The organism is Shimia sp. MIT910701, assembly GCF_047126315.1.
Lineage (GTDB): Bacteria > Pseudomonadota > Alphaproteobacteria > Rhodobacterales > Rhodobacteraceae > Shimia.
Genome location: NZ_CP138953.1, coordinates 46809 through 72760 on the forward strand (window position 1 = coordinate 46809; position 25952 = coordinate 72760).

At 57.6% G+C, this 25952-nt stretch carries 21 protein-coding genes; 7 read left to right on the forward strand and 14 right to left on the reverse strand.

Annotated features, from left to right (window positions below; genetic code table 11):
* Positions 1-188: 188 nt before the first annotated feature.
* The 3 genes from SIB38_RS00215 to SIB38_RS00225 all read right to left on the reverse strand — a co-directional run bounded on the left by SIB38_RS00215 (position 189) and on the right by SIB38_RS00225 (position 4677).
* Positions 189-1604: a mannose-1-phosphate guanylyltransferase/mannose-6-phosphate isomerase gene (locus SIB38_RS00215; protein WP_294118869.1), complete on the reverse strand. Its 1416-nt coding sequence runs from the start codon at positions 1602-1604 to the stop codon at positions 189-191.
* Between the two features lie 102 nt (positions 1605-1706).
* Entirely contained in the window at positions 1707-3293 is a 1587-nt protein-coding gene (locus SIB38_RS00220; RefSeq protein ID WP_412551081.1) for a glycosyltransferase, read from the reverse strand.
* Positions 3286-4677 (reverse strand): HlyD family secretion protein, encoded by a 1392-nt coding sequence (locus SIB38_RS00225; protein WP_412551082.1) that lies wholly within the window; start codon positions 4675-4677, stop codon positions 3286-3288. The genes SIB38_RS00220 and SIB38_RS00225 overlap by 8 nt, the downstream gene beginning before the upstream one ends.
* Positions 4678-5034: 357 nt before the next feature.
* Here SIB38_RS00225 and SIB38_RS00230 point away from each other — a divergent pair, with 357 nt between their 5' ends.
* From SIB38_RS00230 to SIB38_RS00255, 6 genes are read left to right on the forward strand one after another with little or no spacing between them, the layout of a single operon-like run.
* Complete coding sequence (locus tag SIB38_RS00230) at positions 5035-6600, forward strand: ABC transporter substrate-binding protein (protein ID WP_294118866.1); 1566 nt, start codon at positions 5035-5037, stop codon at positions 6598-6600.
* A gap of 4 nt (positions 6601-6604) precedes the next feature.
* Positions 6605-7375, forward strand: a complete 771-nt coding sequence (locus SIB38_RS00235) for an ATP-binding cassette domain-containing protein (RefSeq protein WP_294118864.1) — start codon at positions 6605-6607, stop codon at positions 7373-7375.
* Positions 7362-8144 carry an ABC transporter ATP-binding protein gene (locus tag SIB38_RS00240; RefSeq protein ID WP_294118862.1) on the forward strand — a complete coding sequence of 261 codons (783 nt, stop codon included), beginning with the start codon at positions 7362-7364 and terminating at the stop codon, positions 8142-8144. Before SIB38_RS00235 ends, SIB38_RS00240 begins: the two co-directional genes overlap by 14 nt.
* Positions 8141-9088 carry an ABC transporter permease gene (locus SIB38_RS00245; protein WP_412551083.1) on the forward strand — a complete coding sequence of 316 codons (948 nt, stop codon included), beginning with the start codon at positions 8141-8143 and terminating at the stop codon, positions 9086-9088. Before SIB38_RS00240 ends, SIB38_RS00245 begins: the two co-directional genes overlap by 4 nt.
* Positions 9085-9933: an ABC transporter permease gene (locus tag SIB38_RS00250; RefSeq protein WP_294118858.1), complete on the forward strand. Its 849-nt coding sequence runs from the start codon at positions 9085-9087 to the stop codon at positions 9931-9933. The genes SIB38_RS00245 and SIB38_RS00250 overlap by 4 nt, the downstream gene beginning before the upstream one ends.
* An 18-nt stretch (positions 9934-9951) precedes the next feature.
* On the forward strand, positions 9952-10842 hold the full coding sequence (locus SIB38_RS00255) for a DMT family transporter (RefSeq protein WP_294118857.1): 891 nt from the start codon (positions 9952-9954) through the stop codon (positions 10840-10842).
* A 417-nt stretch (positions 10843-11259) separates the two neighbouring features.
* On the opposite strand, the gene urtE is transcribed toward SIB38_RS00255, so the two are convergent.
* The 10 genes from urtE to SIB38_RS00305 form a co-directional block, all read right to left on the reverse strand.
* A complete protein-coding gene (gene urtE, locus SIB38_RS00260) occupies positions 11260-11955 on the reverse strand; it encodes an urea ABC transporter ATP-binding subunit UrtE (RefSeq protein ID WP_294118855.1) in 696 nt (231 codons plus the stop codon).
* 1 nt (position 11956) lies between these two features.
* Positions 11957-12697, reverse strand: coding sequence for an urea ABC transporter ATP-binding protein UrtD (gene urtD / locus SIB38_RS00265; RefSeq protein WP_294118854.1), 741 nt, complete (start codon positions 12695-12697; stop codon positions 11957-11959).
* The gene (gene urtC / locus SIB38_RS00270; protein ID WP_294118852.1) at positions 12694-13923 is read right to left on the reverse strand and encodes an urea ABC transporter permease subunit UrtC; all 1230 of its coding nucleotides are present in this window, start codon (positions 13921-13923) and stop codon (positions 12694-12696) included. The genes urtD and urtC overlap by 4 nt, the downstream gene beginning before the upstream one ends.
* Before the next feature lie 190 nt (positions 13924-14113).
* Complete coding sequence (urtB, locus tag SIB38_RS00275) at positions 14114-16081, reverse strand: urea ABC transporter permease subunit UrtB (protein WP_412551084.1); 1968 nt, start codon at positions 16079-16081, stop codon at positions 14114-14116.
* Positions 16082-16143: 62 nt separating this feature from the next.
* The gene (urtA, locus tag SIB38_RS00280) at positions 16144-17424 is read right to left on the reverse strand and encodes an urea ABC transporter substrate-binding protein (protein WP_412551085.1); all 1281 of its coding nucleotides are present in this window, start codon (positions 17422-17424) and stop codon (positions 16144-16146) included.
* 562 nt (positions 17425-17986) lie between these two features.
* On the reverse strand, positions 17987-19138 hold the full coding sequence (locus SIB38_RS00285) for a Gfo/Idh/MocA family protein (RefSeq protein WP_412551086.1): 1152 nt from the start codon (positions 19136-19138) through the stop codon (positions 17987-17989).
* Positions 19138-20193, reverse strand: coding sequence for a sugar phosphate isomerase/epimerase family protein (locus tag SIB38_RS00290; RefSeq protein ID WP_412551087.1), 1056 nt, complete (start codon positions 20191-20193; stop codon positions 19138-19140). Before SIB38_RS00290 ends, SIB38_RS00285 begins: the two co-directional genes overlap by 1 nt.
* 70 nt (positions 20194-20263) lie before the next feature.
* On the reverse strand, positions 20264-21217 hold the full coding sequence (locus SIB38_RS00295) for a substrate-binding domain-containing protein (RefSeq protein WP_412551088.1): 954 nt from the start codon (positions 21215-21217) through the stop codon (positions 20264-20266).
* 120 nt (positions 21218-21337) lie between these two features.
* On the reverse strand, positions 21338-22354 hold the full coding sequence (locus SIB38_RS00300; protein WP_412551089.1) for an ABC transporter permease: 1017 nt from the start codon (positions 22352-22354) through the stop codon (positions 21338-21340).
* The gene (locus tag SIB38_RS00305; protein ID WP_412552006.1) at positions 22351-23856 is read right to left on the reverse strand and encodes a sugar ABC transporter ATP-binding protein; all 1506 of its coding nucleotides are present in this window, start codon (positions 23854-23856) and stop codon (positions 22351-22353) included. Before SIB38_RS00305 ends, SIB38_RS00300 begins: the two co-directional genes overlap by 4 nt.
* A 206-nt stretch (positions 23857-24062) precedes the next feature.
* Here SIB38_RS00305 and SIB38_RS00310 point away from each other — a divergent pair, with 206 nt between their 5' ends.
* Positions 24063-25091 (forward strand): LacI family DNA-binding transcriptional regulator, encoded by a 1029-nt coding sequence (locus SIB38_RS00310; protein ID WP_294118843.1) that lies wholly within the window; start codon positions 24063-24065, stop codon positions 25089-25091.
* A 71-nt stretch (positions 25092-25162) separates the two neighbouring features.
* On the opposite strand, the gene SIB38_RS00315 is transcribed toward SIB38_RS00310, so the two are convergent.
* Positions 25163-25951 (reverse strand): ATP-binding cassette domain-containing protein, encoded by a 789-nt coding sequence (locus tag SIB38_RS00315; protein WP_412551090.1) that lies wholly within the window; start codon positions 25949-25951, stop codon positions 25163-25165.
* Position 25952 lies beyond the last annotated feature (1 nt).

Genomic DNA, 25952 nt, shown 5'->3' on the forward strand with positions numbered 1-25952 from the left:
GATTTTTTTCATCAAATTTTCTGGAATTAGGTCAGCCTGAACGCCCCGAGGGTCAGCCCACTATCCTTTCGAGTGTCCCCCTTTTGGGAGCCTTCAAAACAACAAAACCTGCATGGAGTTCCATGCAGGTTTGCCGCGTTCGCCAAGCTGGGTGGGCTATAAAGCGGCGAACGATCCGGGGGAAAGGATCAGGCCAGTTCTTCGCGGTGATAGATGTCTTCGTAGCGAATGATGTCGTCTTCACCGAGGTAGCAACCAGACTGGACCTCAATCAGATGCAGCGGCAGCTTTCCGGGGTTTTCGAGCCGGTGCACGGCGCCCAATGGGATGTAGGTGCTCTCGTTTTCCGTCAGCAGTTTGACGTCGTCATTCACCGTCACTTTTGCCGAGCCACTGACCACTACCCAGTGCTCTGCGCGATGCACATGACTTTGCAGGGACAGCTTGGCGCCCGGCTCCACCATGAGGCATTTCACTTGGAACCTCGGGCCGAGAGACAGCGTTTCGTAGTACCCCCATGGGCGGTAGCAGCGTTTGAACCCATCAGCTTGCGGGACCCCTTCGGCGCGCAGCGTTTCCACCACTTGGCCGACATTGGCACTTTCAGACCGGTCGGCGATCAGGATGCCATCATCGGTGGCCACGGCCATGACGTTTTTGAGGCCCAACCCCACAAGCTTCACATCCGGGTTTTCGGACTTCAGCAAGCTGCCTTCACAGTCAATTGCGGTGGCATTACCAGCCGTCACCGTGTCTTGGCTGTTTGGCGCGCCAATGTCCTTGAGCGCTTGCCAGCTGCCCAGATCCGACCAGCCGCAGGTGAGCGGCAGGGCTGCACATTCCTGGATATTTTCCATAATCGCATGATCAAAGGAGATATCCGCGCAACGTTTGTAGGCTTCGGCGTTCAGACGGGTGAACCCGAAATCTTCCGCACCCAGCGCCAACGCCGCCTCCGTCGGGCCAATCAAATCTGGCGCATGGGTTTCGAAAGCCTTCAGAGCCGTATCGACGCGGAACAAGAACATGCCCGCATTCCACAGCCAGTTGCCCTCCTCCAGCATTGCGGCGGCGGTGTCAGCGTCCGGTTTTTCCGCAAACTGAGAGATCATGAGCGCGTCATCATTACCACCCTCGACACGCAGATACCCAAAGCCTGTAGCGGCGTGATCCGGTTTGATACCCAAGGTCACGATCAAACCTTTCTCTGCCACCCGCGCCGCCTTTGCAATCACCTGGCGAAAAGTGCGGTCGTCAGTAATCTGATGGTCGCTGGGCACCACAAGCAATACCTTGTCCGGCGTGTCCTTGTGTACCAACGCGGCTGTCAAAACGGCCGGTGCGGTGTTGCGCCCCTCCGGCTCCACAATCAGTGCACCGCAGATGGCTTGCATCTCCGTCATCTGCTTCTGCGCAATGAAGCGGTAATCCTCACCGGTGATCACCGTGGGCTCGGCAAATCCAGGAGCCATCACCCTGTCGACTGTGCGTTGAAACAGGCTTGGACCATCAAGCAGATTGGCAAACTGCTTTGGGAAACTCTTGCGCGATACAGGCCACAGACGGGTACCGGAGCCTCCGGCGAGAATGACAGGCGTGATCATGAATACATCCTTTTGTTGTGTGTTGAGAACAATCTAGCTGTGCGAAGGACGCCAGTTGGGATGTCGGAGGGGTATGCGGATGCGCAAAAGGATAGGTGTGCCTCAAAGGGGCAGGTCGATCAGCCCGACATAGAGCATCAACAGGGTGAGAAAGGCGGACGTGGCTGTGACCAATTGGAACAGCGCGAATCCATTGCGCAAACGATCCAGCATACTCGTGCCTTCTCCCGCGCTTTGATTGCCGCGATTGGACCATTTCTGTTTGGACAGGTGAAAGATCATGTAAATCTTCACCGACGCGTTAATCACCTGATTCAGATAGAGAATAAACGGCCAAGTCATGTCCGCGCGGCGACTGTATCCCATCAGAAACAAGCACAGCACCACGCGGGAAAACAACACCCAAATCAGGCAGTTCCAGAAATATCCGGGGGCCACCATACTGCCCAAAACCGCCATGACCGGACTGACCATCATGGTCCACATGGCGATGCGTTGGTCCACCACACACCACCAGATGAAGAACGGCATCCGGCGTGGGCCCAACGCAATGGCACGACTGCCATTGCGCAACATGTTGCCAGACCAGCGGCGGAAGTTCTGGATCATCCGCATCAGCCCGTTCTCTTTGATCACCTCAATGGTGTAGACCGTTGCATCCGGCACATAGGTCATCTTCGCCCCCACACTCAGCAAGCGGTACCAGGTTGATTTGTCATCCCCAGACAAGAAACGGAACCGACCCCAGAGCCAGTGGTTCAGGTGATCGGCCTCAATGGCGCGGATGAACTTCGGGTCCACGATGTGGCGGGCGCGAAACACGCTCGTGCGGCCGGTCAATGTGAGAACACGGTTGGACAAGGCGTGGCTCTGCATTGCCAGCCTCCGTTGGGCAAAACGCATGTCGAGCCACTTGGCGATCCACTGCGGCCCGTAGCAAATGACCTCTTCGTCGGTGGTCAGCGCCTGCAACTCGGGATCATAGGCAAACATCGAAAGGGTTTTCTTGAGCACCTCGTCGCCAAACAAAGCATCCCCATCCATGAAGATCACCAGCTCCTCAGGATCGGCCGCCGTGCGGCTGATTGCGCGCAGGATCAGGCCGATGGCCATGCGCTTGCCCGGTTGGTTTTGACGGATAAACACCAGTTCGGCGAGATCGTCGGGTATGTCTTGCGCGTAGGTCTCGACAAACTCCCGGATGATCATTTCGTCATAGGCGCTACCGGTGCCGATATAGAGCGTGGTGGGTATGAGCTCACGCCGGATTTGGCCCAGAATGGACCCGATCACCCGTTTTGTGATCGAGGGCTCCTCATAGTAGGTGGTCATTTGGATATGCAGCCGTTTGGGCCGCCAGCCTGCCTCCCAAAGCGCATCCGCCTCCCGGCGCATACCCGGCCATTTGCACCGGGCGTAGATCATCGCGCGGATGGAATGAGTGAACCACCAGCCAAACCGCCACAAACCCAAAGTGCCAAGCACCACCGTGATATGGCCTGCATTGGGATCAAGGAACCGGTTGGGCACATTGGCCAGCAGCCAATAGAGCGCCTTTATCACCACCATCAAGGCTATTAGATGCGGAAAGGTCCAGCGCGCCCAATAAGGTTTGATCGGCGTCTGCGAATCCCGCAACCGCGTTGTTAGGTCTTTGTCAAAGGCATATTCGGACTCTGGCTCATACATCGGACGGCCACAGCGTTTTGACGCGCTCAATCACCCGCTGCGCCCAGGGACGTCGCACCTCAAGGTTGACCGGCGCATCGCGGCGCAAGGCCACTTTGGTATCCGCCGCACTCAGATCTCGCGGCGTGACGGTGACGATGATGCCAAACTCCCCAGGACGCCGCGGGTCCGCACCGGCCTGAACATCCGTCACCACGCCCGGCAGCGTCTGTTTTTGCCCCATGGTGTTGATCCCAATGCTGGCGGGCATGCCGACAAAGATCGTTTCGGCAAAGCGCTCGCTGACCCAGCCTTGCGCCACGCGCGGTGTATCGCCCTCAAACACCACAGCCATGTCATCATGGTCATAGGGCTGCCCCTTACGCACCAGAACTTCATGCACCACGCCATCGGAGGGCGCGCGTACGTGGCTCAGCGAGATCGCAGCTTTGTGCGCATCCCGCGTTGCCCGCAAACCGCGCACTTTCGCCAATTGCGCGGCCTCTACTTCTTGCAGGCGGGTCACAGCAAACTCAAACGGGTCCAGCGCAATGGCGGCCTGCGGGTTTTTCCCCAACATCGCCTGCCAGCGGTCCCACAAAGTGTCAAAGCCACGATCCCCAACAAACCGCGCATAGGCCTGCCCCACTACCGCCGCCCGCACCTTCGGTGCCGCAACCGTGTGATAGGCCATCAACGCCTCCAGTGTTTCGTTGATTTGGAGCAGTTCGTTTTGTTCCTGCGCCAGCTTCGCCCGCGCCAAATCCAATTTGCCTTCCGCTTGAGGGTCTTTCAGGCGCACAAGAACCTGCCCCGCAACGACAGCCTCGCCCGGTTCCACGGAAATCGACTTCACGTACCCTTCGCTGGCAGGCAGGTGCTCTGCAATTGGCGCGACCACCCGCCCATGTTGCACATTGATGCGGGTTACGCTGTTGAATACGGACGCACCAAGAATGGTGGCGACGGTCAGGGCGATCACGCTATAGATCAAAACATGCAGAGCCACGCGGATTGGTGTGGGCCAGCGCCCCCTAATGCTGGCTTCTTTCTCTTCATCTGTCTCACTCATCGGAACCAGGTCGACAGGCGTGTCCAAGCTGGTGATGACATCCCCACTGCTGGCCATCTGGCCGGACAGGAGCGCGCGGTAAAACAATGCCAGCGTCTCGCGCTGCCGTCCGCTGAGGCCTTCAAATTCTACCAGACCGGCGTCGTTTGGTTGGGTAAGCCGCACCGGAAAGCGCACATCCACACCTTGGAATGGCACACTCAGCACGCCCGTCTGAGGACAGTCCCCAGCGCCTTCAGGCCAGTGCAGCCCTGCCAGCGACCACGCCTCAATCCGCACAGCCTCTCCTGCTGGCGTTTCAAACGTCAGCGGCGCTTGCACGGTCCAGCTCATGTCAGAGCCAGCGGGTTGATGGCGAATTTTCACAGCGACCTCATGAGATGTTCGACATCAAACTAGGAACAAGGGCGCAGCCTGAGGCCCGCGCGGCTGTATGGAACGGCGATCTAAAGAGAAATCAACTAACCCAAAGGTTAGAATATGCCGGTTTGGCGCACGAACAGGGCGTGCATTCGTATAGTTTGCGAGGGAACTCGCCTGGCGGTTCAATCTCCCAGTTCAAAGTCCAGAAACCCAGGGAGGATGTGGTGCAGCGCAAAACCTACGCAAACAGTCGGATTAATATTGATATGATATAACATTTATCATAAGGGGAGTTTCATCATAAACTTGGTTCAAGGGAACTCCATAGTGTCGATTGTATCGCCGAAATTTGGCCGGTCTTTGTCTGTATCTCTATTAGCAATTGCCACATCCATTGCCTCCCTTTCCGCCACCCAGCTTGCAGCAGAAAACACCATGGTTGTTGCTGCGCCATTTGGCCCGAAAAGCAGCATTCCTGACCCGCGCGCGCGCCAGAACGGTTGGTTAAGCAATCGCGCAGGGGTATCTGAAACCCTGATTGGTCTGGGCTATGACATGTCGATGCAGCCACGACTTGCTGTGTCTTATGAAAACCTGTCCCCGAACGAATGGCAGCTCACTTTGCGTGACGGTGTGACGTTCCATGATGGCACTCCCGTGACCGCACAATCCGTCAAAGAGTCGTTTGCCAAACTGGACGTCGAAGGCCATGCGGCACACAACCCGCGCCTGTCCAAGCTTCTGGGCATCGCCGATATTCAGACACCTGACGACAAAACGCTAATCTTCACCACCAAAGAGCCGAACTCCGCGTTCCTTTGGTCCCTGACCGAGCCATCTGCCGCCGTAATGAAAGAAGGCACCGACGCGCTGCCTTTGATCGGCACGGGCCCGTTTGTCTTTGTGAAGGCAGAGGCGGAGAAATCTTATGAGGTGAAAGGCTTTGCCGACTACTGGGGCGGCGCGCCGAAATTGGACAAATTGAAGATCGACGCAATCTCTGATCCGTCTGTGGCCGCACTGGCGCTCCAGGCCGGAGATGTGGATCTGGTCACCAACTATCCCGAGCCGGATTTCGCCAAATTGAAAGAAAGCGGTGAAGGGCAATTGTTTGCGGGCGCCACAACCCGTTTGTTCTTTTTCCAACCCAACATGACCGATGGCCCATTGGCAAACCCCGCGTTGCGCGAAGCCGTGTCGCTTGGGCTGGACCGTGAAACCATCGTCGCCGCTGCCCTTGTTGGCGTGGGCGGCTCCCCGGCAAACGCCCTTTTCCCTGCCAATATGGCGTCATGGGCCAACGCAGATCTGTCTCTGCCTTACGACCCAACGAAGGCGGCTGAAGTGTTGGATGCGGCGGGTATCACAGACTCCGATGGCAACGGCATTCGCGAACTGGACGGCAAAGACGTGGTGCTGAAACTGCGCAGCTATGAAGGGCGCGCGGCCCTGCGCCCAACGTTGGAAATCTCACAAGTACTGTTGCAGCAGATTGGCCTGGGTGCAGAGATCGCAATGGGGGAATTCGGCGCAAACAACGACGCGCTGAAAGCGGGTGAGATCGATCTGCACCTGCAAGCCTGGGGCACCGCACCACAAGGCGACCCGGACTATTTCCCAAGCACGCTGGTTGCAACCGGCGCTAGCTACAATGTGTCCGGCTACTCCAACCCGGAGCTGGACGCGCTCTTGGAAAAAGGCCGTGGCCTGTTCACAACAGAGGAACGGCAGCCGATCTACGCGGAAGTGCAGGAGATCATCAACCGTGACCTGCCTGTGATCCCCGTGTTCCACAAAACGCAGGTGTCTGTGGGCAACGGCAAGGTGGAAGGCTACCAAATCCACCCGGCTGAGACCTATTTTGCCTCACCGGAGTTGGCGATTGCCAAGTAAACCCATGTCGCTTTTGACAATTGATGCCCTGTCTGCCGCGATTGGCAGGCAGGGAGTCCTGCACGACATCAATCTCACGCTTAACGAAGGTGACTGGCTCGCCGTTGTTGGTGGCTCTGGCGCGGGTAAGTCGACTTTGCTGCGGTTGATTATGGGTCTGCGCAAACCGGCTCGGCCATCGGCAGGACATATCACCTTTGATGGGCAACACTGGAATTGCACCGCGCACTATGCTCCGGATCGCAAAGGGATCGCCCTCGTTCCCCAAAGCCCCGCGCATGGGTTTGATCCCCTGCGACGGCTCCGCTGGCAATGGCGACAGGTCGCCAAGCGAAAATCCCCGTTAAGCGTTGCCGAGCAAGACGCAGTGATCTCCTCACTTGGCTTGCCTTCACTTGACGAAAGCTATCCACATCAATGGAGCCGCGGCATGCAACAACGCCTGCTGCTCGCCATGGCGTTGATTGAACAGCCCAAGCTGTTGATTTTGGATGAGCCCACCTCCGCCTTGGACCCATTGATTGCCGCGCAGGTTCTGGAAAAAGTGCGCCAGATTTCGAAGGCACAGGGCATCTCTGTTTTGATGGTGACCCATGACCTTGGCATGGCCGCCCAATTTGCCAGCCACATCGCGGTGATGGCGGAAGGGCGCCTTGTGGAAACTGGTCCAACTGAAGCCCTGCTGTCTCAGCCACAAGCTTCCTACACAAAAGACCTAGTAGCGCATCGCCATTGGCAAACCACCACCGAGGACCTGTGTCGTGCAGCAGAATAAGCCGCTGATTTCTGTGTCCAACTTGCAAGTGTCTATGGGCGGCAAACCGCTTCTCTCGAACGTGTCGTTTGACCTGAGCGAAGGCGAGATGCTCTGCATTGTTGGGGAAAGCGGTGCGGGCAAATCCACATTGGTCAAAGCCCTGCAAGGCATGATGCCCGGACACTGTGATCGCTTCACCTATGCCCCCTCCAGCACCGAGGTTTGTGGCGCGATACCTGCAGGACTTGGATTGGCTCAAGCCCGGTGGGTGATGCAAGATCCACTCGCCGCACTAAACCCGCGTCAGCCCCTTGGACGGTCCATTGCAGAGAGCCTGCACAAGGAAAACCTCCCAAAGGACCAACTGCGCAAACGCGTGCTTTCGGCGCTGGATGACGTTGAACTAACAGCCGATTTTTACGACCGCCTGCCGTCCCAAGTGTCTTTGGGGCAGGCGCAGCGGGCCTGTTTGGCTCGCGCACTGATCGCGCAGCCCAAGCTGATCTTCTTTGACGAGCCGCTCAGCGCGCTGGATGCTTTGGTGCAGAAAAAGATTGCCCAAAGGATGGAAAGCCTGCGCCGGGCCACAACCACGACCTACATCGCCGTCACACACGATCTTGGCTTCGCAGCCGCCTATGCCGACAAGGTGCTGCTGCTGCGCGATGGCACCGTCTCGGCGTATCAATCTCGCACGGCCTTTTTTGCCAACCCGCAAAGTGACTACGCCAAAGACTTGGTCGCTGCTGCGCAAAGCCTCGGCGCACTCCCGGAGGCCGCCGCATGAAAACGCTTCTCATCCGATTTGCCGGCCTGTTGGCGGTCCTGTTCGGGATCACCCTGATCACCTTCACCATCAGTTACTTCGCCCCCGGTGACAAAGCCGAGGCAATTGCCCATGCCCGCTACCCGGGTGATTTTGGCATCGCGCCAGAGGTGCTGCAGGGCATCCGCGAGGAGTTCAACCTCGATGCGCCGTTCTTTTCCCAATACACCCATTGGCTGGCAGACGTGATGCGCGGAGATTTCGGCGTTTCTTACTCATCACGCACTTCAGTTTGGGTGATCTTTGTCGACAACCTTGGTGAAACGGTCACGCTCACGCTGACCTCGTTAGCCATTGGGCTGGCTGCGGCGTTCTTGCTGTCCGCTTTTGCGGTTCGCTATCCAAACACCATCTGGGATCGCGGCGCGGTGATTATCTCTTCCATTGGCGCCGCGATGCCGAGCTACTGGCTTGCCTTGCTGCTTATTCTGGGCGTGTCCGTGTACCTCGGCTGGCTGCCCGCCTATGGGACCGGCACTTTTGCCCATCTGATCCTGCCGGCTGCAACGCTGGCCTTCTGGGTCATGGCCTCGCAAACCCGCCTTCTGCGCACTTTCATGCTGGAAGCCTACAACCAGCCGTTTATCGAAACCCTGCGCTTGCGCGGCATACCCGAGCGGGAGATCTTTTCCCGCCATGTCCTGCGGCATTCTTTTGTCCCGACGCTCACTATGATTGGCCTCGATATGGCCAGCCTGCTCGAAGGCGCCATCATCGTGGAACTCACGTTTTCCCGCTCCGGTCTTGGGTCTCTGCTGGCTGGCGCGGTGCTGTCACGGGATCTGCCTGTCGTGATGTTCCTCGTGATGTTCTTTGCCACCGCTTATGTGGTCATCAACTCCGTGATTGATGGTGTTCAACACCTCTGCGACCCACGCAATCTAAAGAGGGCGAAAGCATCATGAGCCTGAGCCAGTCGATCAGCATTTCAGATAGCCACCCTGCGGATCCCTTGCGGCAGTTCACAAAGCGCGTTGGCGTGGCGACGCTTGTCCTCTTGGGATTGTGGAGCCTCGCCCTCTGGCTGACACCCTATGAACCCGCCGCCGCTGACTTTCTCAACCGGCTGGCACCGCCAAGCGCCGCGCATTGGGCTGGCACAGACCACCTTGGGCGCGACATTGCCACGCGACTGCTCTACGGTGCGGGATGGTCGCTAGGACTGTCACTTGCCATCTCACTCACAGGATTTGTGGTCGGCACCGTGGTTGGCATTCTCGCCGCCCGCTCTGGCCCGGCGGGCGACTTTGCCGTCATGCGCGTGACCGACAGCTTCTTTGCTTTCCCCGAGTTGATCGCAGCGGTGACCTTCGCGGGCCTGTTTGGCCCCAGTACTTCCAACCTTGTGATCGCGCTAATGGTGGTCAGCTGGATGAAATTCGCCCGTCTCGCCCGCGCGCTGACACTCAGCCTTGGCGAGAGCGATTACATCACCCAGGCGCGTTTGAATGGGCTGAGCAGCCGGTTGATCCTGTGGCGACACCTTTTGCCAAATATCCTGCCGTCCCTATTGGTGCTTTGGACAAACAGCTGGTCGCGCACCATTTTGTCGGTCTCCGGCTTGAGCTTCCTTGGATTTGGCGTACAACCGCCGTCAGCCGAGTGGGGCGCCATGCTGTTGGATGGCAAAGCCTACATGCAAACCGCACCGCACATCATGATTTTCCCGGGCCTCGCCGTTTTGTTGGCGGTGATGGTCATCAACCTCACCGGAGACCGCTTGCGCGATCTCATGGCAGGCAAAACCTAACCTAAAAAAGAGCTCGTTATGGATACGACAGGCATTGCGCTGCGCATTGGCGCCACGTTCTTTTTCACGTTGATGGTTGTCTGCGTGAAGTTTTTGTCAGGCACAGTCCCGCTTGGACAAATTGTCTTTTTCCGCAGCGCGGTGGCCTTGGTGCCATTGGTGTTGTTCCTCATGTGGACTGGCGACTTCCCCGGCGGGCTGCACACCAAACGCCCGTTTGGCCATGTCCTACGCTGCCTTCTGGGTTGTGCCGCCTTGTTCGCTTCATTTGCCTCACTGGAATACCTTCCCCTCGCACACGCCTCGATCATTGGCTACCTCGCACCGATCCTGGCGGTTATCCTCGCGCAAATGTTCCTTGGCGAACAGATGACGCCCGCCCGTTGGGGCGCAGTGGCGCTCGGATTCTTGGGCATGTTGGTGTTGGTTGTCCCACAAGCTTCCGCGACCAGTGTTGATACATCTTATCTCATCGGCGCGGGACTGGCCTTAACAATGGCCGTCTTTACCGCCGGTGCCAAAGTGCAAATCCGCAGCCTGGCGCAAACCGAAAACGCGGGCGCCATTGCCTTCTACTTTGCTGCTACGTGTTCACTTGCTGGGCTGATGACCGTTTTGTGGGGCTGGGTCGCCCCAACGCCAATGGCTTGGGTCTGGCTTTGCGGAGCTGGCCTCGCTGGCGGCGTGGCACACATCATGATGACGCTGGCCCTGCAGCACAGCGAAGTGTCCAAGCTGGCCCCGTTTGAATACCTGTCGCTGGTGTTTGCCGTGCTGGCAGACCTTGTGCTGTTTCAGATCGTCCCTGAAGCCGCGTTCTACTTGTCCACGACCCTCATCCTTGCGGCACTTTGGCTGAATGTCACGGAAGGAAAATCAAGCTCAAAAAGAGCCACCCAAGGCAATTGATTTAGGCAAAAACGGTGTGACATCTGGCGTCGAAACGAGTTTCCAATCCAAAATCGACCCTTGCTTACAGTGGCGAACGCATATTGCAAACAGGTTGTGTGCCCGCCTCAAAACAATACTGGCAAACGACGAGGTCTCTTCGTGTGCCGGAAGCCCCCCCCTAACGGAACAAAGGCACGTCTGCATGGCGAACCCTTCGGACGCCAAAAGACGCCTCGTTTTTATTGGCAACAGCGCCTTCTCGGACCGGCCTTTGCTATCGCAATCTGATCGGGGCGTAGAGTTTTTGTGAGCCGAACTGTCAGAGACCCATCCAAGCCATTTGCTCATCAGTCCAATGATCCCGGCTTCAATGTCCCTATCGTTGGCCCCGCGCCTCTTCCGTCTCGAAGTCGCAAGAGAGAATACAATACAGGTTCATACTGAAACGGCGTCCAGAACCCCCTCTTTTGAGAGAGTTGCTTTTGTCCCAGATAACATAACCTCGCCGCGACGCAGGACAACAAAGCTGTCAGCGAGATCATAGGCAAATTCGAAGTATTGCTCGACTAGCATGATCGCCATGTCGCCCTTGTCGCGCAACAACTTAATCACCTCTCCGATTTGTTGGATGATATTGGGTTGAATCCCTTCGGTTGGTTCGTCCAGGAGGAGGAGCTTCGGGCGTGTGATGAGGGCTCGGGCAATGGCAAGTTGCTGCTGTTGCCCCCCAGAAAGGTCGCCCCCGCGGCGTCCCTGCATTTCCTTGAGCACAGGAAAAAGTTCAAACATCTCTTCCGGCACTGCGCGGTCCCCCTTGGGCAGACAGTTGAATCCGGTCTCCATGTTCTCACGCACCGTCAACAGCGGGAATATTTCGCGCCCCTGAGGGACGTAGGCGACACCTTTGTGGGCCAACGCCTGAGCTGGCAGCGGCGGCAGAGCTTCGCCATCCAATGTCAGCATGCCGCCAGAGCGCGGATGCGTCCCAGAGATGGCTTTAATCAGACTGGTTTTACCCACCCCATTTGTGCCCATGACACAGGTGACCTCGCCCTGTTTCGCTTCCATCGAGATGCCGTTGAGGATCTGGGAGTGGCCATAATGCAGCGTAATGTCTTCGAGTTTCAGCATCTTAGCGCTCCAGATAAACGTCGATCACATTCTGATCGGAAGTAACGTGATCCAGGCTGCCTTCGGCCAGTACAGCCCCTTCATGCAACACCGTGACTTTGCAGTTCAGGCGGCGGACAAACTCCATGTCATGTTCCACCACCACAACCGCGCGGGTTTTGGCGGCTTCCACCAAAATATCAGTGGTGTGTTCCCGTTCAGAAGGTGTCATGCCAGCGGCCGGTTCATCCACGAGCAAGAGACGCGGCTCTTGGGCGAGCAGCATGCCGATCTCCAGCCACTGTTTCTGGCCATGGCTCAATTCGCCGGACTTACGGCCCAACTGGTCTTTCAGCCCGATCTGTTCCGCCAGATCATCCACTTTGGCCAAATCGACTTTTGTAGGCCGATAGCGCAACACCGCCAGCCAGCCGCGGTTGTTCTTAAGCGCCATCAGCAGGTTTTCCTGTACCGACTGGTCCTCAAACACTGTCGGTTTCTGGAACTTCCGCCCTATCCCTGCCTGCGCGATCTTGGCCTCGTTCATGCGCAGCAGATTCATTGAGCTTTCGCCCCAGATCACGCGCCCTTCGTCAGGCCTGGTCTTGCCCGTGACGATGTCCATAAAGGTGGTCTTGCCAGCGCCGTTTGGCCCAATCACGGCGCGCATTTCCGCCTCAGCGATCTGAAACGACAGGTTGTTGATGGCACGGAAGCCATCAAAGGTGACAGACACACCCGATACTTCAAGCAGCGTGTTCATTGGCTGGCCTCCTGTTCGCGCAATGCCCCGTCATCTGGCCCCAGATCGGCCCCATGGCGGGATGGGCTGCGGCGCTCTGTGTAGAGATCGATAAGCCCCCCGATGCCTTTAGGCGCGAAAAGTGTGACAAGCACAAAGGACAGCCCCAAAAGCACCAACCACCAGTCAACCCATTTGACTGTGTAAAAACCAAGGTTGATGTCAGGCGCCTGCCCGCCGGTAAACCAAGTGGACAGCAGACTAACAAACGCGGCACCGATGATCGCACCGTAAAGCCGCCCGCGTCCGCCGATGGCGACCCAGACCGCGAGGTAGATCGACGCGATAGGCGCAATCTCCGCCGGATTGATGATGCCTGCTTGCGGGTAGTAGAGCGCGCCCGCGACAGCAGCGATGCAAGCGGTGAGCGTAAAGATCACCAGTTTGTACATCTCTACCGAATAGCCAAGGAAGCGCACGCGCGCCTCATTGTCACGAATGGCGCGCAGAACCGAGCCGAACTTGCCGCTGACGAGCCAAGCGCAGAGCACATACCCCCCACCCAGCGCCGCAGCAGACGCCCAGAAGAACCAGAGAGACACATAATCTTGGGACGCCGTGACACCGGGCAAATTTTGCAAACCGGACAGACCGTTGTTGCCGCGCAGACCGCTGTCGTTCTGAAACAGATAGAGCGCCAGTGCGAGGGTCATAGCTTGCGTCAAGATCGACAGATACACCCCGGTGACGCGCGAACGGAAGGCGAGCCAGCCAAAGACCAGCGCCAGTATGCCAGGCACAAAAACGACTAAGATCAACTGGATCACCAAACTGTCGGCAAAAGCCCAGATCAAAGGGAACTCGCTGCTCCCAACCACGCCGAAGATCTGATTGCCGACGGCGTCAATGACTTCGCCGTCGGTTGGGGGGATCTCCGCTTGGGCAAGACTGTCCACCACTATCAGACGCGTGCGCTCATACATGAGCCACATGCCAATCATGTAACCGCCCAGTCCAAAAAAGGCGAAGTGACCAAGGCTCAGGATGCCGGTGTAGCCCCAAATCACATCCATCGCGAGCGCGATGAGGCAGAGGCAAAGCGTCTTGCCCAACGTCTTGATGAAACTTGTGGAAATGCCACCAACGCCAAAGCCTTCGGACATCACCGTCACCAGCAAAGTGAAGAGCGCGAGTATCGCAAGGAAGACGAGAACCGATGGGTTCTTGGCAATAAAACTACGCTGCATCGGAAAATCCTCCTGCAAGCTGCACCTCCCGACCGAAAGCTCGGGCAGCCCCCGTACCGCCCCCCCACGGGGCGGGGGCTTCGTTGCAAGTATTGTGCGGTTTGAAAGAGGCTTGGCACTTCAAAGCGTTCCGTTGGCTGGACGCGCCCCGTGCGGTCCGGGGGCCGCCTTTGGCGAGAAATTGCATGGCTTAATCCCCCGCCGCGCGGCCTTTGAGGGCGATGATGCCCCGCGGCCGGAATTGGATGAAGATGATGATGAAGATAATCATGTAAGTCTGGGCGGCCAGCGTATTGGATGGGTTCATCCATTCGATGCCTTTCTGCAGGAAGCCGATCATCGCAGCGCCCGCAAGCGTGCCCCAGATATTGCCGACACCGCCGACCACGACGGTCATGAAGCTCTGCACGATGTAGTCGCTGCCCAGTTCTGAGGTCACCTTGGCAAAGAGGCCAATGGCCACGCCGGCAATACCTGCGATTCCGGAGCCCAACCCGAAAGTCAGCATGTTCACCTTGTCTGGATTGATGCCCATGGACGCCGCCATGCGCGGGTTCTGCGTCACGGCGCGGGTCTCTAGGCCAAGGCGTGTGCGCTTCATGATGTAAAGGAAAACGCCGAGGAAGATCAGCGCAAGGATGAAGATCGCGATGCGAATATAACTGATCGAGACCACGTCGTTCATCACCCACGCGCCATCCAACCAGCCCGGAGCGGTCAGAGGGCGCGCCTGTGTGCCAAAGATGTTTTTGGCCAGCTGTTGCAAGGCGATGGAAATCCCGAAAGTCGCCAGCAATGTCTCCAAAGGGCGGGCTTGCAACCAGCGGATCACAAGACGTTCCATGGCCACTCCGGCGGCAAAGGTCACAGCAAAGGCCGTTGGGATCGCCACGATGATCGACACCGTGTGATCCGGGATGAACTGCTGCACCACATAGCCCGTGTAGGCGCCCATCATGATGAACTCACCATGCGCCATATTGATCACGCCCATCACACCAAAGGTGATGGCGAGGCCAATCGCGGCCAAAAAATAGATTGAGGCGAGCGACAGCGCATCCAGCGTCAAATCAAGTGTTTGGTTGAGGCCAACCTTCAGTTCAATGTCCTTGAGTGCCTTTGCAGCAGCATCGGTGACAGATTTGGATGGCTCTGCATAGGCGTCAAAAAACACATTTACCTTCAGCGCGGAGTCAATCGCAGCCTCATCTACATAGGTGGGCACCTCGCCTTCGGCAGCCAGAACGGTGTAAGCCTTCAAGCGCGCTGCTTGGGTGTGCAGTGTCGCCACCGGCACACCGCCAACGCTGCCTCCCTCAATATGCTCGCCCAAGGCGAGGCGGATGTCATCAGAGGTCACACGCGCTGGCGCAATCCCTTTGTCAGCCAGCAAGTCATAAGCAGTGATCTTATCGAAACTGTCCTGCCCCGGATGCAAAATCTGTGCGACATTCGCGCCTTCCGGAACCGCGCCAGCGGCGACTTCGCGTGTGGTGGTCAGAAGTGGGTTCAAAGTGGCACGCACGTCCACGCCAAGATCACCGGACATATCGGCAATGGCTGACAGGCGCGCGGTCTCGTCCGTGTCATAGCCAATGGTCAACAGTCGTTCGAGACGCTGTTTCTGCGCTTTGAGCGCTGCATCCGGCTCGCCATCGATGGACGCGCGCAAAGGGGCGAGCAGACTGGCCTCCGGGTCTCTCTCGATGGACAAAAGCGCGGCCTTGCGGGCTTCAATGTCGGGATCACTCAATTGGAATTGCACCAACGCCGTCCCAATCAGCGCACGGATGCCGCTGTTGGGTTTGAGCTGTTTCAGCTCTTTCTTGGGAAATTCTCCAACCGTTTCGCCGCTATCAAAGTCGGTGAGCGCATAGGTCTTGCTGTCGATCTTCTCGCCAATGAAAAACAGCCCGTCTTCCTTGCGCTGCCACATGTTCTTGGCGGCCCAAACCTCAAGAACGGTCTGCGCTTGGGGCAAACCAGAACTGGCCACAGCGTCAATCGCGGGCCCAATGGTCTTGCGCGAACTTTTCACAATCAGCGCCTGATGCTCTTGCAGGATTGGCTGGATAGCGGCGTCTTGCGCCTGCGCCCTGTCGGGCGAAATCAGGCAAGCGGCCAAGAAGGCAAGGCCTGCCAAGAAGATCTGTCTCATGTGAGGAGGTCCGCGAATTTAGTGAGGGGCCGCCACGTGAGGCGGCCCCAGTAGGTCTCAACTTAGTAGTTGGACAGCGTCTGAACGCAGGTTTTGGTCTCGGTGTTGTACATACCGCAGTCCAGCTCTTTCCAATCCGACATCAGCACAGCGGATTCTGGCAGGAAGTCTGTCCAAGCATCGCCCGGCACTTCGGAAGTCTGGGAAATGATGTCAAACTGACCGTCTTCCTGAATTTCGCCAATCAGAACCGGCTTCGCCAGATGGTGGTTTGGCAGCATCACGGCGGTACCACCGGTCAGGTTCGGGAATTCCTGCCCGTACATTTTGGCACGCACCGCGTCCACGTCAGTGGAGCCTGCCTCTGTCGCTGCGTTCAGCCACATGTTGAAGCCGATGTAGTGCGCTTCCATCGGGTCGTTGGTCACACGCTCTTCGCCCATGGTCGCCTTCCAGGTTTCCACAAACTCTGCGTTCACGTCGGCATCGGAAGACTGAAAGTAGTTCCATGCGGCCAGGTGACCCACGAGATTGGACGTGTCCAGACCGGTCAGTTCTTCTTCACCCACGGAGAAGGCCACCACAGGAATGTCCTCCGCAGAAATGCCCGCCGCGGCCAGCTCTTTGTAGAAGCCGATGTTTGCGTCACCGTTGATGGTGGAGATCACGCCAACTTTTTTGCCGTCTGCGCCCAGTGCAACAACGTCCGCCACGATCTTGGACCAGTCAGAGTGGCCAAATGGGGTGTAGTTCACAAAGATGTCGTCATCCGCGATGCCTTTGCCCTTCAGGTAAGACTCGAGAATATTGTTGGTGGTACGTGGGTACACATAGTCAGTGCCGAGCAAGGCGAATTTCTCAACACCCAATTCGTCCAGGAAGTAGTCGGTTGCCGGGATCGCCTGCTGGTTTGGCGCCGCACCGGTGTAGAACACGTTTTTGGAGCTTTCTTCGCCTTCGTACTGAACCGGGTAGAACAGCAGACCGTTCAGCTCTTCGATCACTGGCAGCACCGATTTACGGGACACCGATGTCCAGTTGCCGAAGATAACGTCGACCTCGTGCACGGTCAGCAGCTCACGGGCTTTTTCGGCAAACAGAGGCCAGTCGGACGCCGGGTCCACGACAACCGCTTCCAGCTGCTTGCCAAGCAGACCGCCTTTGGCGTTCTGTTGGTCAATCAGCATCAGCATGGTGTCTTTCAGCGTGGTTTCAGAAATTGCCATGGTACCGGACAGCGAGTGCAAAACACCTACTTTGATGGTGTCTTCGTCGGCCATGACAGCGCCGGTGAGAGACGCAAAAACCAGAGATCCGGCGAGCGTGGATTTCAGAAAGGTCATTCTTTTCTCCTGGCGGGGCGGCCACAGAAGCGCTTGCACTCATGTGCCCGCTGCCATTACCTGATCCCCGCAACTTCGTGTTGCAAACCGTGTGGCGGCCGTGTCGAGGTCCAATTCGTCGGTCGTCACACACCCTCCGATTTCACGACATAGCGTCGACGGATGGTGGCTAGAGCGTTTCTTTATTGCTGCTTGGTTGGCAAACTCGCCGAGGCAAAACACCCTCCCCCCGGGCTGGGTGCACAATTTTTGATCTCTTTTTCCGACGCGCGCATAAAAATGTGACCCCAGCAGCTGGTATTGCGACTGCATTTTGCCAGACGATTGAGCATTTTTTAAAAGGCCTGCCAGATTCCTCCACACTCAAGCGGACCTCTTTGGGTGTAAGCAATTGACGCGTCAAACACAGGTATCAATTGGCCACAGACCGACTTTTGAAGCTGCCACAACAGTGCCAAAACCATCATATTTCGAGCACTAAGAAACTGACATAGCTGGCGCCAGAGTCTTTTTTTGCGCCGCGCTCAACCTGTCTGCGACGCCCGCCTACAAACAAACACTCCTAGACTAGAGAAACCCACGCAGAGTTCCGCCCCGAGCTGCGTACGCAAGCATCAATGAACGCCATCCCTTGCAAGCCTTCCTTTAGCCCCGGCAAAACAGTGAGAGGGCTCCCCTGCTGTCCCGCCTGCATTAGCCGAATGCAAGCCGCTGTTTCGAGGTAGATATTGGCAAAGCCTTCCAAATACCCCTCGGGATGTCCTCCCGGTGTGCGCGTGAGATGATCCGGTTGCCCCGTCGCGCCAGCCCCTGCGCGTGTCAGGAGACGTGTCGGTTCGCCAAAAGGCGTGTAGCGCATCAGATTGGGGTTTTCCTGCTCCCATTCTATACCGCCTTTGGAACCATAGACCCGCAATCGCAGTGCATTTTCATTGCCCGGGGCAACTTGCGTACAACACAGCATCCCCCGCGCGCCTTCGGCAAAGCGCAGCATCACATGGGCGTTGTCATCCACCTGCCGCCCATCGACAAAGCTCTGAAGGTCAGCGCAGAGACTTTCCGGCGTCAGGCCGGTTACAAAGCAGGCAAGGTTAAAGGCATGGGTGCCAATGTCCCCTGTGGACCCGCCAGCGCCGGAGCGCGCAGGGTCCGTGCGCCAACTGGCCTGTTTATTGTCCTCCGGCTGCGGCTCGGTCAGCCAGTCCTGCGGGTACTCCACCTGCACCACACGGATGTCCCCCAGATCGCCGTTGGCGATCATATCCCGCGCCTGCCGGATCAGCGGATAACCTGTGTAGTTGTGGGTCAAAACAAACAGCGCGTCCGATTTCTCCACCGCTTGCGCCATCTTGCGCGCATCCGCCAAGGTAGAGGTCAATGGTTTGTCGCAGATCACATGAATGCCACGCTTCAGAAACTCTCGCGCAGCCGCCATGTGCACATGGTTTGGCGTGACAATTGCGACCGCCTCGATACCATTTTTCAGTCGCGCCTCGCGGATCGCCATGGCTTTGAAATCGTCATAGGTCCGGTCCGGCGACGAGCCCAGCGCCTGCCCGGAGGCTTGCGCCTTTTCCGGCGTAGACGATAACGCACCCGCAACCAGGTCAAATTGCCCATCAATGCGCGCTGCGATCCTGTGCACCGCGCCAATAAAGGCATCATTGCCGCCGCCGACCATGCCTAACCGGATTGGTCTCTCAAACTCACTCATCATGAAATCCCCAGCATGCGTTTGTTGGCGTCTTCATCGGTGCCGCCATCTGCAAAGTCGTCAAAGGCCGTTTCGGTCACGCGAATGATATGATCGCGCACAAAGGCTGCGCCTTCGCGGGCGCCGTCTTCCGGATGCTTCAGGCAGCATTCCCATTCCACCACGGCCCAACCATCAAAGTTGTTGGCCGCCATCTTGCTGAAGACCTTGCCAAAGTCGACTTGACCATCACCAAGGCTACGGAACCGCCCTGCGCGATCAACCCAGCTTTGATAGCCGCCATAGACGCCCTGTTTGGTGGTTGGATTGAACTCGGCATCTTTGACGTGAAACATCTTGATCCGGTCAGCGTAGTCATCGATGTGACCGACGTAATCCAGACACTGCAGCACAAAGTGGCTCGGGTCATAGAGCATGTTGCAACGCGCATGGTTGTCGACGCGGTCAAGGAACATCTCAAATGTCACCCCGTCATGCAGGTCTTCGCCCGGATGGATTTCGTAACAAATGTCGACACCCATCTGATCCGCATGATCCAGAATGGGCCGCCAGCGTTTGGCCAACTCGTCAAAAGCCGTGTCGATCAGCCCCGGCGGGCGTTGTGGCCAGGGATAGATGTAGGGCCACGCCAACGCGCCGGAAAAGGTCACGTGAGATGTGATGCCAAGGTTATAGCTCGCCGTAACCGCCAGCTTCATCTGTTCCACAGCCCAAGCTTGCCGCGCCTTTGGATTGCCGCGCACTTCCGGCGCAGCAAAGCCATCAAACGCTTCATCGTAGGCGGGATGCACCGCCACCAATTGTCCTTGCAAGTGGGTGGAAAGCTCTGTGATTTCAACGCCGTTCTCGCGCGCCACGCCGACCAGTTCTTCGCAATAACTCTGCGAGCTGGCCGCACGGGCGAGATCAAATAGACGCCCGTCCCAGCTCGGCACCTGCACGCCCTTATAACCACAATCAGCGGCCCATTTGGTGATGCTGTCCCAGGAATTGAAGGGGGCCTCGTCGCCGGCGAACTGCGCCAGAAACAATGCGGGACCTTTGATTGTCTGCATGATTTTTCTCCTGTTTGAAGAAGAGGCCCCTTGGGAGAAAGGGCCTCTTCTCGGGTACCCGAATGGCGCTTTAGAACGGCGAATCCGGGAAGTAGAAGCTCGCCGCGTTCTCAGGTGTGATCAGCGTCGCACCCAGGATGTAGCGCCCAGCCACAGGGCCATTGGATTTGAACGCAGACACGGTCACATCCATCGCGGTGGCAATCATCGCTGGCGGATAGAGCACGTCGACTGGCACCAGCTCGTTGCCATCCATGATGCCTTTGATGGTCTCTTTCATGCCGGCACCGCCAACAACAAACATGCCATCGCCATCACGGCCGGCCTGTTTCAGCGCGGCAACAACACCAATTGCGATGTCATCATCCTGCGCCCAAACCGCGTCAATATCCGGGAAGCGAGACAGGAAGTCCTGCATCACTTCAAAACCGTCGTCACGGTTCCAGTTGGCGTGCTTGTGATCCAGAACGTTGATGCCGGAGCCTTCGATTTCGGCCATGAAGGCGTCAAAGCGCTCGTTGTCGATCAGCGTCGGAATACCGCGCAGAACCACAATGTTATCGCCATCCTTCAGGCGGGTTTTCATGTACTCAGCTGACGCGCGACCCAGTTCCGGGTTGTTGCCCGCCACATAGATGTCCTCAATGCCCGGCTGGCTCAGGCCACGGTCCACAACGGTGATCAGCGCGCCGGACTTCTTGACGTTCAGAACCGGATCGGTGAGTGGCTCGGATTCAAACGGCAGCACCACAAGCGCGTCGATTTGGTGCACGGACACGAGGTCTTCCAACGCGCTGGCCTGCGCGGATGGATCTGGCGAGTTCACCAGGATCAAGTCCACATCCGGATAGAGCGCTTCCAGCCGCTCTTCGGCCTTTTCCGCGTGCCAGTTCATACCAGCGGCCCATGCATGGGTTGGGGTTGGGTAGCTCACACCGATCTTGATGGTCTCAGCACTTGCCCAGCCGGTAAGGGCGATTGTGGCCGCCGTGGCCAATGCGCCAATTTTGGTAAAGGTCTTCATGTTTTCCTCCCTAAAAGTCCTTTGACTTCCCTGTGATTTGGACGCACCTCTCCTCTCCGGTGACGCCCGGTTCTTTCGCGCAAAGCTCTGCGAGAAATTCTTCGTGTGGTGTGTCAGCGCTTAGTCTGCCGACGTGTTGCGGCCCCAATCTCCGCGTTGCAGCCAGACGGCCACGATGATGATGAGGCCCTGCATGGTCCCGTTCAGATAGTTGGAGATCATGTCCGTGAAGTTCAGAATATTGCCGATGGTGGTCAGGATCAGCGCGCCCAAAATAGTGCCGCCAATCCGGCCATAGCCGCCCTTGAGCACCGTACCCCCAATGATCACCGCAGCGATGGCTTCCAGTTCCCACAAAACGCCGGTTGAAGACGACGCGGAGCCGAGACGCGGCACGTAAATGATGGTAGCGAGCGACACGCAGAGACCCTGGATCACATAGGTCAGTGTTTTCACCCGATCCACCTTGATGGCGGAGTATTTTGCCACGCTCTCGTTGGAGCCAATCGCGATGCAGTAGCGCCCGAAAGCGGTGCGGTTCATCAGGAACCAACCTGCAATGGAGACAACGATAAACACCCACACCGGGATCGGCAGACCAAAGAAACTGTCGTAGTAGACCGGGCGATACACGCCGCGAATGTCATAGTTGAGCGACAGGGTTCCGCCGTCAGCGAAATAGGTCACCAGCGAGCGGTAAATACCCATGGTGCCAAGCGTCACGATGAAGGCTTCGATCTTGCCTTTGGTGGTCAAAAGCCCGTTCACAAGACCCGCCCCAAGCCCAAGGATCACCGAACATCCACAGCCAATCAGAACAGTTGTGACGCCGGTGCCAAACGTGTCCACCGCGCTGTTCATCACAATGATCATCACGCCCGCGATCACTGCGGCCATGGACCCAACCGACAGGTCAATGCCGCCAGCGGTGATCACAAAAGTCGCGCCCACCGCAATGATGCCAATGAAGGCCGAACGGGTCAGCAGGTTGGTGATATTGCCTTCACTCAGGAAGGCCGGGTTGAGCAGAAAGCCGATCACACAGAGGATCAGGAGCGCAATCGCGGGTCCTGCCGTCTTGAGGTCAAAGCCGCGCAGCATCGAAGGTTTGGCTGTACTCATGGTTGTCTCGGTCATTGCTGTTGCTCCCGCTTAAGTCCTGCGGCGTAGCGCACGATTTCTGTTTCGTTGATGCGGTCGCCGGTCACGACCCCAGTGATTTCGCCTTCGCGCATCACCACCACGCGGTGACACAGGCCAATGATCTCCGGCATTTCAGAGGATACCACGACCACAGACACGCCTTCGGCGGCGATGGCGGCGATAAAGTGATAGATCTGCTGTTTGGTGCCCACGTCGATGCCGCGCGTCGGCTCGTCGATGATCAGGATACGCGGATCACACTCCATGACTTTGGCGAGCAGAAGCTTTTGCTGGTTGCCGCCAGACAGGTCGCCCACGTTCACATTGGGGTCCCGCGCCCGAATATCAAAGCGCCGAATAGCACGCTCCAGCGCGGCGTCCTCAGCCTTGCGGTCCACGCTCAAGCCTTTGACAAACTTCGGCAAAGCAAAAAGCGAAAGGTTCGGGCGCATCTTCTGCCCAAGCAGCAGACCTTTCTCTTTGCGGTCTTTGGTCAGATACACAATCCCCGCATCGCGTGCCGCCGCCACAGAAGTGAAGTTTGCAGGCGCGCCATCAAAGGCGACAGTTCCGCCCTCGCGCGGTGTCAGGCCGCAGATGGCCTCAAAAACCGCTGTACGCCCGGCGCCAATCAGCCCTGAGAACCCAAGGATTTCCCCTTTCCTCAGGTCAAAGCTGACGTTGTGTACGCCGGGCGCCACCAGATCGCGCACGTCCAGCACGCGATCTGCATCCACATCCACTTCGTTCATCGGCGGGTACAGGTCGCTCAACTCGCGCCCCACCATCATCTGCGCCATCGTGTCCGGCGTCACGTCTTTCGCCGCATGGGTGCCGATCCACTGCCCGTCCCTTAGCACGGTAACTTGATCGGAAATCGCGCTGACTTCGGCCAGCTTATGGGAAACAAAGACAATCGCCGTGCCGCGCGCTTTCAAGCGGCGCACCTGTGCGAAGAACAGCTCCGTTTCCGCTTCGGTCAAAACCGCCGTTGGTTCGTCCATGATCAGAACACGTGCGTCACGGCTGATGGCTTTAACAATCTCCACCATCTGCTTTTGCGCAATCGAGAGATCGGAAATCCGGTCTTCGGGCAAAATGTCGAGGCCGATGTCATCCAGATAGCCGCGCACCATGGCGCGCATTGTGGCCCGATCCAGCACCCCCCTGTTCATAATTTCCCGCCCAAGGAAAATGTTTTCCTCAACGGTCATCTGCTCGGCGAGATTGAGCTCTTGGTGGATCAAAACAATCCCCAGCTCTTCGGATTGACCGTTGCCGGGCAACTCGGTGTCCACACCATCCAACCGGATATGGCCGGACGTGGGCTGCAAGAACCCGGAAAGGATTTTCATAAACGTCGACTTTCCCGCGCCATTCTCTCCGATGAGCGCGTGCACCTCCCCGGCGCGAATATCCATGCTCACGCTGAACAGAACCGGGACCGAGCCAAATGACTTGCTGATCCCGTCCGCCGACAAAATCGGCACACCTATAGACTGGCCATCCGGCACGTCGTCTCCTCCCTGAATTTTCGCCTCACTGCGGAGGCGTTGATTGATTTATGTAAACGTTTTCATCGATCATGTAAACCTTTACATAGAGCGCTGTAAACCTTTTCACAATGCCGCATTGCGGCTATAAGGCTCCTAACCGCCTCGTGCGCATAAACAAAAACACCAAACCAACAGGCGCGCCAAACGTGTCATTGCCACCCAAGAAATCTGCCACAATTGAGGACGTCGCCAAGCTGGCCGGCGTCTCCATTGCCACGGTCAGCCGCGCGATTCGAAACCCGGAAAAGGTGGCGGAGAGCACGCGCAAGAAAGTGACCAATGCCATCGCGCGCACCGGCTACACCGCCAATGTGATGGCGCAGAACCTGCGCATGAAACGCTCCAAGATGGTCATGGTGCTGACGCCCTCCATTGCGGACCCCAACTTTCCGGGCGTGCTGATTGGACTGGAGAAAGAGGCACACGCGCGCGGCTACGGCGTGTTGATCGGCAACACCGAAGGCGCAATTTCACTGGAAGAAAACCACATGCGCTTTCTGGCAACGGGTGTGGCAGATGGGCTTGTTCTTCTGACCGGGCACCTGCCCGTGGCTGGCGCGCCACAAGATCCGGTTACGCAACTGCCCCCGCTTGTGGCTGTGGGCCGCCCTCTGGAGACCACCGAGACCGATTTTGTCGGGGTGGACGACGTGGCCGCCTCCAAAATGGCAACCGAATATCTGGTGTCACTTGGCCATCGCCGCATCGTGTTTGTCGGCGGCGGCACCGGCGATGTGCTGTCCGATTTGCGTCACGAAGGCTATCGCAAAGGCCTGGCAGAATGCGCCGAAGAACTGGCCGATTGGCGCGTCGAGGGGGATGGCAGCAGCGAAGGCGGGCGTGCGGCTGTGGAGCGCCTTTTCATCAAGGATACACTGCCGACGGCCTTTTTCTGCTTCAATGACAACACCGCCATTGGCGTGATCGCGGCCCTGCGCCTGCGTGGGTTTGACGTGCCCGGCGATTTTTCCGTGATAGGCTTTGACGACATTCCCTTTGCCAGCAACATCACCCCGGCTCTGACCACGATCCGCCAACCACGCAACAAGATTGGCGAGCGCGCCATGGCGGTGCTTTTGGATGGGTTAGAGGGGCAAAGCACGGAGAAAACCAATGAGCGGCTTCACGGCGATTTGGTTGTGAGAGAAAGCTGCGGGCCTGCAGGGCGCAGCTAATGCCCCACCCCGAAACCACGGGAGGGGACTTTGCATTGATATAGAGCGCAACACCAGTTGGCTTCGATCTTCTAAACGGTGCCGCCGAGACTGTCTTCCAGCGCAACCAGTTCCTGGCCGCCGGCCATCATATCCTGCAGCTCATCCGGGGTGATCTGCCCGCATTGCGACGTGCCTAGGGTTTGACCGCGATTAAGCACCGTAAAGCGATCTCCAACCGCCAGCGCGTGGCGGACGTTGTGGGTGATAAACACCACAGCCACGCCCTGCTTGCGCACCTTGTCGATGGTCGCCAGAACGTTCGCCGTTTGCCTCACACCCAATGCGGAGGTTGGTTCGTCCAAGATCAAGACCTTTGCCCCGAAGTGAACCGCGCGCGCGATCGCGACTGTCTGCCGCTCACCGCCTGACAAAGTACCAACCGCCTGATCCGGCCCGCGAAGGTTGATGCCCATTTTGCGCATCTCGTCCATCGTGACCTTATTGGCGTAATCGTGATCGAAGAAGTTCATTGGGCCGATCTTCTTCACCGGCTCATTGCCCATGAAGAAGTTCCGGCTCACCGACATCAAAGGGATCATGGCCAGGTGCTGGTGCACCGTCGCAATCCCGGCAGAAATCGCATCACGCGGGTCGGCAAAATGCATCTGCTGACCTTCAAATAGGATCTCTCCTTTGGTCGGCTTATGCACACCGGACATGGTTTTGATGAAAGTCGACTTCCCCGCGCCGTTGTCGCCAAGCAAACAATGACACTCGCCGGGAAAGATATCGACCGAAACACCCGCCAATGCGATCACGCGGCCAAAGTGTTTCTCGATGTTTTTCATTTGAATGATGGGAGCATGTTCAGGGTTCATA

Bases quoted from the DNA above. Each gene is read 5' to 3' on its own strand.
- SIB38_RS00215 (WP_294118869.1), bottom strand. From the start codon at position 1,604: ATGATCACGCCTGTCATTCTCGCCGGAGGCTCCGGTACCCGTCTGTGG.
- SIB38_RS00220 (WP_412551081.1), bottom strand. From the start codon at position 3,293: ATGTATGAGCCAGAGTCCGAATATGCCTTTGACAAAGACCTAACAACG.
- SIB38_RS00225 (WP_412551082.1), bottom strand. From the start codon at position 4,677: ATGAGCTGGACCGTGCAAGCGCCGCTGACGTTTGAAACGCCAGCAGGA.
- SIB38_RS00235 (WP_294118864.1), top strand. From the start codon at position 6,605: ATGTCGCTTTTGACAATTGATGCCCTGTCTGCCGCGATTGGCAGGCAG.
- SIB38_RS00245 (WP_412551083.1), top strand. From the start codon at position 8,141: ATGAAAACGCTTCTCATCCGATTTGCCGGCCTGTTGGCGGTCCTGTTC.
- SIB38_RS00250 (WP_294118858.1), top strand. From the start codon at position 9,085: ATGAGCCTGAGCCAGTCGATCAGCATTTCAGATAGCCACCCTGCGGAT.
- SIB38_RS00255 (WP_294118857.1), top strand. From the start codon at position 9,952: ATGGATACGACAGGCATTGCGCTGCGCATTGGCGCCACGTTCTTTTTC.
- urtE (WP_294118855.1), bottom strand. From the start codon at position 11,955: ATGCTGAAACTCGAAGACATTACGCTGCATTATGGCCACTCCCAGATC.
- urtD (WP_294118854.1), bottom strand. From the start codon at position 12,697: ATGAACACGCTGCTTGAAGTATCGGGTGTGTCTGTCACCTTTGATGGC.
- urtC (WP_294118852.1), bottom strand. From the start codon at position 13,923: ATGCAGCGTAGTTTTATTGCCAAGAACCCATCGGTTCTCGTCTTCCTT.
- urtB (WP_412551084.1), bottom strand. From the start codon at position 16,081: ATGAGACAGATCTTCTTGGCAGGCCTTGCCTTCTTGGCCGCTTGCCTG.
- urtA (WP_412551085.1), bottom strand. From the start codon at position 17,424: ATGACCTTTCTGAAATCCACGCTCGCCGGATCTCTGGTTTTTGCGTCT.
- SIB38_RS00285 (WP_412551086.1), bottom strand. From the start codon at position 19,138: ATGAGTGAGTTTGAGAGACCAATCCGGTTAGGCATGGTCGGCGGCGGC.
- SIB38_RS00290 (WP_412551087.1), bottom strand. From the start codon at position 20,193: ATGCAGACAATCAAAGGTCCCGCATTGTTTCTGGCGCAGTTCGCCGGC.
- SIB38_RS00295 (WP_412551088.1), bottom strand. From the start codon at position 21,217: ATGAAGACCTTTACCAAAATTGGCGCATTGGCCACGGCGGCCACAATC.
- SIB38_RS00300 (WP_412551089.1), bottom strand. From the start codon at position 22,354: ATGACCGAGACAACCATGAGTACAGCCAAACCTTCGATGCTGCGCGGC.
- SIB38_RS00315 (WP_412551090.1), bottom strand. From the start codon at position 25,951: ATGAACCCTGAACATGCTCCCATCATTCAAATGAAAAACATCGAGAAA.